This window comes from Tardiphaga sp., assembly GCF_028290785.1.
Classification (GTDB): Bacteria; Pseudomonadota; Alphaproteobacteria; order Rhizobiales; family Xanthobacteraceae; genus Tardiphaga.
Map to the genome: position 1 here is coordinate 1 of NZ_JAQGJD010000197.1, position 6810 is coordinate 6810.

Here is a 6810-nt window from a genome sequence, read left to right on the forward strand (position 1 = left end):
CTGCCCGGCAGCCGGCGCAGCGAGATCCGCCATCACATGGCGATTTTCGGCGCGACGGTCGCGCTGCTGCGCAAGCAGGGCGTGGCGTTCGAACTGGTCCTGCCGACCATGCCGCATCTCGAGCAGGCCATCGCCATCGCGCTGAAGGACTGGCCGGTGCAGCCGCGCGTCGTGGTCGGCGAGCACGACAAGCGCGCCGCCTTTCGCATCGCGTACGCGGCCTTCGCCAAGTCGGGCACCTCGACGCTGGAGCTGGCGATTGCGGGCGTGCCGATGGTGGCGGCCTACAAGGGCGGCGGCGTCGAGGCCTGGATCGCCAAGCGGCTGATCCGCTCGGCTTCGGTGATATTGGCCAATCTGGTGATCGGCGAGAATGTCGTGCCGGAATACATCCAGCACGACTGTACTCCAGAAAAACTAGTACCGGCCCTGCGCGACGTACTCTCCGACACGCCAATGCGGCGGCGTCAGGTCGAGGCCTTTGCGAAGCTCGATACCATCATGGACACCGGCAAGTCGTCGCCGAGCATCGGCGCCGCGGAGATCGTGATCGCGATGCTGCGGACGCAGTCCGGAGCTTGATCGCTGGAACGATCTCCGGCGTACTGCTATTCGGCCTTGATGTTGGCGTCCTTGATGATCTTGTCGTACCGCGCCATTTCGACGGCGATGTACTTGGCAAACACATCCGGGGTCGAGCCGATGGCTTCGAAGCCCAGCGTTTCAAAGCGCGCCTTGATCTCTGGCTGCTGGGCCATCTTGGTGACCTCGGCCTGGACCTTGCTGACGATTTCCGGCGGCAGGTTCTTCGGGCCCCACAACCCATACCAGGACGAGAACTCGAAGCCGGTCATGCCGGATTCGGCCACCGTCGGAATCTCCGGCGCGATGGCGACGCGCTTCAGGCTGGTGACCGCCAGCGCCTTGATGTTGCCGGCCTTCGCGAGCGGCAGCGACGACAGCATCGGGTCGGCCATCAGCTGAATGTCACCACCCATCAGGTCGGTGAGGGCGGGGTTGGCGCCCTTGTAGGGGATGACGAGCGTGTTGACGCCGGCGTCACGCTTGAGCAGTTCAATCGCCAGATGACCGGCGGAGCCGAAGCTCGACGTCGCGAAGGTGTACTTGTCCGGATTCTTGCGCACCAGATCGAAAAATTCCTTCAGCGTGTTGGCCGGCACCTTGGGCGTGGTACTGACCAGCAGCGGTCCCGAGGCCACCAGCGAGATCGGCGTGAAATCCTGTACCACGTCGTAGGGGACGGCCTTCTGCAGGAACGGCGTCACCACATGGATCGATGCGGTGAGCAACAGCGTGTAGCCATCCGGCGCCGCCTTGGCGACGGAGTTGGCGCCGACGATGCCGCCGAACCCGCCGGCGCGGTTCTCGACGATGAAGCTGTGCCCCATCGTGTCGCCGAGCCGCTGGGCCAGGATGCGCGCAACGCCATCGACCGAGCCGCCGGCCGGGTAGGGCACGATGATGGTGACGTTTTTGCTGGGGTAGGTCTGCGCCACTGCAGGCGCCGCACTCAAGCCGAGCAGGGCAGCGCCGACCGCGGCGAGGGACAAATAATGTTTCACAGAAAATCCTCTCAAATGTTGCATTAAAAGGTTCCTGGGTAGCTTCCCCCGTCGACCAGTATGTTCTGGCCTGTCACGAAACTTGCGTGCTCCGAGCAGAGAAAGGCGCAATAGGCGCCGAGCTCCTGCGGCCGGCCGTAGCGTTTGGCCGGATTGCCCGCGGCGCGCTCCTGCCAGTGCTGATCGAACGTCTTGCCGCCTGGCTCCAGCATGCCGTTGATGTGACGGCGCTGGGCATCGCTGTCGAAGATGCCGGGCAGCAGATTGTTGATGGTGACGTTATGCGCCACGGTCTGGCGGGCAAGGCCGCCGACGAAGCCGACAAGGCCAGATCGGGCGCCGTTGGACAGCCCCATTTCGAGCTGCGGAATCTTGACGCTGCGCGACACGATGTTGATCACCCGGCCGAAGCCGCGCGCCATCATCCCATCGACGGTCCGCCGCATCATTTCGATTGGGCTCAGCATCATGGCGTCGAGCGCCGCCATCCAGTCGTCGTGCGCCCAGTTGCGGAAGTCGCCGGGCATAGGTCCGTCGGCATTGTTGAGCAGGATGTCGGGCGCGGGGCAGGCAGCCAGCGCATCGTCGCGGCCTTTGGCCGTGGTGATGTCGCCGACCACCGCCGTCACAGTCACGCCGGTAGCGTCGCGGATTTCGGCGCAGGTGGCTTCGAGGGTTTCAGGCGTACGGGCGAAGATGGTGACATCGACGCCCTCCTGGGCCAGCGCCATGGCGCAGGCCTTGCCGAGGCCGCGGCTCGCACCGCTCAACAGAGCCTTGCGGCCGCGAATTCCAAGATCCATGGTTCAGGCCGCCACGGCCGAGAGCGACTTGATCTTGTAGCCGTACTTCTTGTCGAGCTCGAGCTCCTGGATGATGCGGATGCCCTTAGCCAGCGCTTCGCCTTCCAGCATGGTCAGTGGCTTGCGCAGGTCGCCCGCCGGCATGCCGATCGCCTTCATCAGCGACTTCACCGCCACCGGATTGACCGCCGAATAGGTGTAGTGCAGCAGCGGCAGCAGGCCGAGATAGGCGTTCTTGAAGCCTTCGGCCTCCTTGTAGCTGGTCCACGGCGTCGAGATGGTGGCCATCTCCGCGGGCGCGAGGTTGCCGGTCATGTTGGCGGTGCCGTGGCCGCCGAGGCTCATGGTGGGGACGACAAGGCCGAGGTTCGGGCTGTCGCAGCACATCACCGAGACGCCGCAATCGGCGGCCAGCACCTGCGCCACCTGGCCGACGCGGGCGGTGGATTCCTTGTGCACCACGTAGTTCGGGTGCTTGAAGATGCGGATCAGGTTATCCCAGTGCAGGTCGCTCTTCACGCGCGGCGGGTTGTTGTAGATGCCGAGCGGCAGGTCGGTTGCATCGGCCACGTCAAGGAAGTAGCCCTCGATGTCGGCTTCCGGGGCGCAGATGTAAGCGGGGGCGGCGAGGATCGCGCCGTCGGCGCCGTTGTCCTTGGCGAAACGGACGTTGGCGATGGTGGTGTCGGTGTTGTTGCCGGTGCAGCCGAAGAAGATCGGCATCTCCGGCGTCTTCATCTTCGCGCATTCGACGATGATCTGCTTCTTCTCGTCCTGCGACAGCATCGAGGACTCGCCGGTCGAGCCCATGATCAGGATCGCGGAAGTACCATTGTCCTGATGAAACTTGAGCAGGGTGCGAAACGCCGCATAATCGACCGAACCGTCCTTGTTAAACGGAGTGATCAGCGCCACGAACGATCCGGTCAGTTTTTTCATCGACATCTCACATCTCCAGTCTTGCTACGAATTTGTCAGGAACTTATCACGACCGGCGCTCATGGCCACCTCATAGCGGCGTGCCATCTGCGCATGGATCGCCGGCATTATGCCGCGTTAAGCCGAGGGGCGTCGTGCAACTCAAGCGCGAAGGCTACCGCCGCGTCGGCATGGATCAGTGTCGAGTCGAACGCCGGCAGATCGAAATCCTTGGCGCCGATCAGCAGGCCGATCTCCGTGCAGCCCAGGATGACGCTGTCGGCGCCGGCGGCCTTGGCCGTGGCGATGACGTCGAGGTAGCGCTGCCGCGAGGTTTCGCGGACGACGCCGCAGCATAGTTCACTGAAAATGATGTCATGAACGGCAGTCCTGTCCTCTTCGTTCGGCACCATCGGATCCAGGCCATGGGTCCCGCGCAGCTTCGAGAGGTAGAAGTCCTGCTCCATGGTGTAGCGGGTGGCGAGCAGCAGCGGCCGGCGGCAGCCAGCGGCCTTGACCGCTTCACCGGTTACGTCGGTGATGTGCAGCAGCGGGATCGAAATTGCGTCCTGAACGGTGTCAGCCAGCTTGTGCATGGTGTTGGTGCAGATCAGCACGCAATCGGCGCCGGCGGCTTCGAGGTTGCGCGCGATCTGCGCCAGCACGGCGCCGGCCTGATCCCAGTCGCCGGCTTTCTGAAGCGCTACGATGGCTTCGAAGTTGACCGAGTGCAGGATCACTTCGGCCGAATGCAGGCCGCCCAGGCTGTTGCGGACGGTCTCGTTGATCCGTCGGTAATACACCGCGGTGCTTTCCCAACTCATCCCGCCCAATAGTCCGATCGTTCGCATTCCGGTAGCCCTCGTCCGCTTCTGATGTTGTCCGAAGATAGCAAACCGGCCGCGCAACAATGCCATCGAAGATCGGCGGATTGTCGGTGTTTTGGCGAACCTATTGCGCATTCTAATAGGTTGAGGCAATAAATTTGCTCAGTTTGATGAACCTAAGCATTAAAGGTTCGAATTTTTGAAGGAATCAGCGCGTGGATGCCATCGATCGTCGCATTCTCGATATCCTGCAGAACGACGCCTCGGTGGCGGTGGCGACCATCGCTGAAAAGGTCGGCCTGAGCACCGCGCCGTGCTGGCGCCGGATCAAGCGGCTCGACGAGGACGGTGTCATCACCCGGCGCGTGGCGCTTTTGAACCGCCGCAAGGTCAACGTGCCGATGACGGTGTTCGTGTCGGTAAAAGCGCCGCGCCACGAGGCCGACTGGCTTCAGGCGTTCCGGCGAGTGATCGCCGATATTCCGGAGATCGTGGAAGCCTGGCGGCTGACCGGCGAGACCGATTATCTGCTGCGCATCGTGGTGCCCGACGTGGAGACCTATGACGCGGTCTACCAGCGCATGATCAAGCGGCTGGAATTCTCCGACATCAATTCCTCGATCGCCATGGAAGAGATGAAGTTCACCACTGCGATTCCGACCAGCTACATGGAGCTGAAGTCGCCCGGCTGACGCCACACCCCGCCGCAAATGAAAACGGCGGACCGTGAGGTCCGCCGTTTTTTTGTCTGGCCGGTGGCCGATATCAGCGCTTCGAAATATCCACGTAGTCGCGGCGCGGGGCGCCGGTGTAGAGCTGGCGCGGACGACCGATCTTCTGCTGCGGATCCTCGATCATCTCGCTCCACTGGCTGATCCAGCCGACGGTGCGGGCGACCGCGAACAGCACGGTGAACATCGAGGTCGGGAAGCCCATCGCCTTCAGCGTGATGCCCGAATAGAAATCGACGTTCGGGTACAGCTTGCGATCGATGAAGTACTGGTCGGACAGCGCGATCTTCTCCAGCTCCATCGCCACGGCGAGCATCTCGTCGCCGCCATGGCCGGTTTCCTTGAGCACTTCATGGCAGGTCTGCTGCATGATCTTGGCGCGCGGATCGTAGTTCTTGTAGACGCGGTGACCGAAGCCCATCAGGCGGACGCTGGAATTCTTGTCCTTCACCTTGGCGATGAAGTCTGGAATCTTGTCGACGGTGCCGATCTCGGCAAGCATCGCAAGCGCGGCTTCGTTGGCGCCGCCATGGGCGGGGCCCCACAGGCAGGCGATGCCGGCGGCGATGCAGGCGAACGGGTTGGCGCCGGACGAGCCGGCGATACGCACCGTCGAGGTCGAGGCGTTCTGCTCGTGGTCGGCGTGCAGGGTGAAGATCTTGTCCAGCGCCTTGGCCAGCACCGGATTGACCTTGAACTCCTCACAAGGCACCGCGAAGCACATCTTGAGGAAGTTCGACGCGAAATCGAGCGAGTTGGTCGGATACACGAACGGCTGGCCGATCGTGTACTTGTAGGCCATCGCCGCCAGCGTCGGGATCTTGGCGATCATGCGGATCGACGCGATCATGCGCTGCTTGGGGTCGGTGATGTCAGTGGAGTCGTGGTAGAACGCTGCCAGCGCACCGACCGACGCGACCATCACGGCCATCGGATGGGCGTCGCGACGGAAGCCCTGGAAGAAGCGCGACATCTGGTCGTGAACCATGGTGTGGTTGGTGACCGTGGTGTCGAACTGGGCCTTCTGCGCCTTGGTCGGCAGTTCGCCGTACAGCAGCAGATAGCAGGTCTCGAGAAAGTCACCGTGGTCGGCGAGCTGCTCGATCGGGTAGCCGCGGTATTCGAGGATACCGGCGTCGCCGTCGATATAGGTGATCTTCGACTGGCAGCTGCCGGTCGAAGTGAAGCCCGGATCATAGGTGAACATGCCGGACTGGGCGTAGAGCTTGCCGATATCGATGACATCGGGACCGATGGTCCCGCTCATGATCGGGAGGTCGAAGCTCTTGCCATCGACTGTCAGCGTTGCGGATTTGGTATTGGTTTTTGCGTCCATCGCGTGGTCCCCGATGAGATCGTTGAGAGGCGGCAGGCCGGGCGCCAAATCAGCGACTTGGCGGGGCAGGCCGGAAATTCTAGAGCATTCGCCAGAATGGGTATCGCATTGCTGTGTGCGCTGCAAGACGGGCAAAACCCGCCTGCAGCTATGCTAAACCGAGGCCTGGTCGGCGAGCCGGGCCAGGCATTCGTCCCGGCCCAATACCGCCAGAACGTCGAAGATTCCCGGCGAGGTGGTCTTGCCGGTCAACGCCACCCGCAGCGGCTGGGCGACCGCACCGAGCTTGATCCCGGCCGCCTCGGCAAACGCCCGCGTGGCGGCTTCCGTGGTTGCGGCGCTCCAGTCGGTGACGGCTTCCAGCGCGCTACGCAATTGCCCAATCAGGATACGGGTCTCCGGCGTCAGCAGCGCGACAGCTTTCGGCTCCATGGTCAGCGGCCGGTCGGCGAAGATGAAATAGGAGCTGTCGATCAGCTCGATCAAAGTCTTGGCGCGCTCCTTCAGCTGCGGCATCGCCTGCAGCAACTGGGCCCGGCTGGCGTCGGTGAGCTTGGCCTTCACGTCGCCGCCGTTGGGAACGTAATCCAGCACGTCCTCGAACATCGTCAC

At 63.0% G+C, this 6810-nt stretch carries 6 protein-coding genes and 2 pseudogenes; 2 read left to right on the top strand and 6 right to left on the bottom strand.

What is annotated here, in order from left to right; genetic code table 11:
- Window positions 1-582, top strand: a pseudogene (locus tag JWR89_RS11450) (lipid-A-disaccharide synthase); the annotation flags it as partial.
- A 26-nt stretch (window positions 583-608) separates the two neighbouring features.
- Here JWR89_RS11450 and JWR89_RS11455 read toward each other — a convergent pair.
- The 4 genes from JWR89_RS11455 to JWR89_RS11470 all read right to left on the bottom strand — a co-directional run bounded on the left by JWR89_RS11455 (window position 609) and on the right by JWR89_RS11470 (window position 4155).
- Window positions 609-1583 (bottom strand): tripartite tricarboxylate transporter substrate binding protein, encoded by a 975-nt coding sequence (locus JWR89_RS11455; protein ID WP_299715860.1) that lies wholly within the window; start codon window positions 1581-1583, stop codon window positions 609-611.
- A gap of 23 nt (window positions 1584-1606) precedes the next feature.
- The gene (locus JWR89_RS11460) at window positions 1607-2386 is read right to left on the bottom strand and encodes an SDR family oxidoreductase (protein WP_299715863.1); all 780 of its coding nucleotides are present in this window, start codon (window positions 2384-2386) and stop codon (window positions 1607-1609) included.
- Window positions 2387-2389: 3 nt separating this feature from the next.
- The gene (locus JWR89_RS11465) at window positions 2390-3331 is read right to left on the bottom strand and encodes a 4-hydroxy-tetrahydrodipicolinate synthase (RefSeq protein WP_299715866.1); all 942 of its coding nucleotides are present in this window, start codon (window positions 3329-3331) and stop codon (window positions 2390-2392) included.
- 101 nt (window positions 3332-3432) lie between these two features.
- The gene (locus JWR89_RS11470) at window positions 3433-4155 is read right to left on the bottom strand and encodes an aspartate/glutamate racemase family protein (protein WP_299715869.1); all 723 of its coding nucleotides are present in this window, start codon (window positions 4153-4155) and stop codon (window positions 3433-3435) included.
- Window positions 4156-4346: 191 nt separating this feature from the next.
- Between JWR89_RS11470 and JWR89_RS11475 the strand changes: the two genes are divergently transcribed.
- Window positions 4347-4823 (top strand): Lrp/AsnC family transcriptional regulator, encoded by a 477-nt coding sequence (locus JWR89_RS11475; RefSeq protein ID WP_299715872.1) that lies wholly within the window; start codon window positions 4347-4349, stop codon window positions 4821-4823.
- A gap of 73 nt (window positions 4824-4896) precedes the next feature.
- On the opposite strand, the gene gltA is transcribed toward JWR89_RS11475, so the two are convergent.
- The gene (gene gltA, locus JWR89_RS11480) at window positions 4897-6198 is read right to left on the bottom strand and encodes a citrate synthase (protein ID WP_299715875.1); all 1302 of its coding nucleotides are present in this window, start codon (window positions 6196-6198) and stop codon (window positions 4897-4899) included.
- Between the two features lie 153 nt (window positions 6199-6351).
- A pseudogene (locus JWR89_RS11485) lies at window positions 6352-6810 on the bottom strand (glutamate--tRNA ligase); the annotation flags it as partial.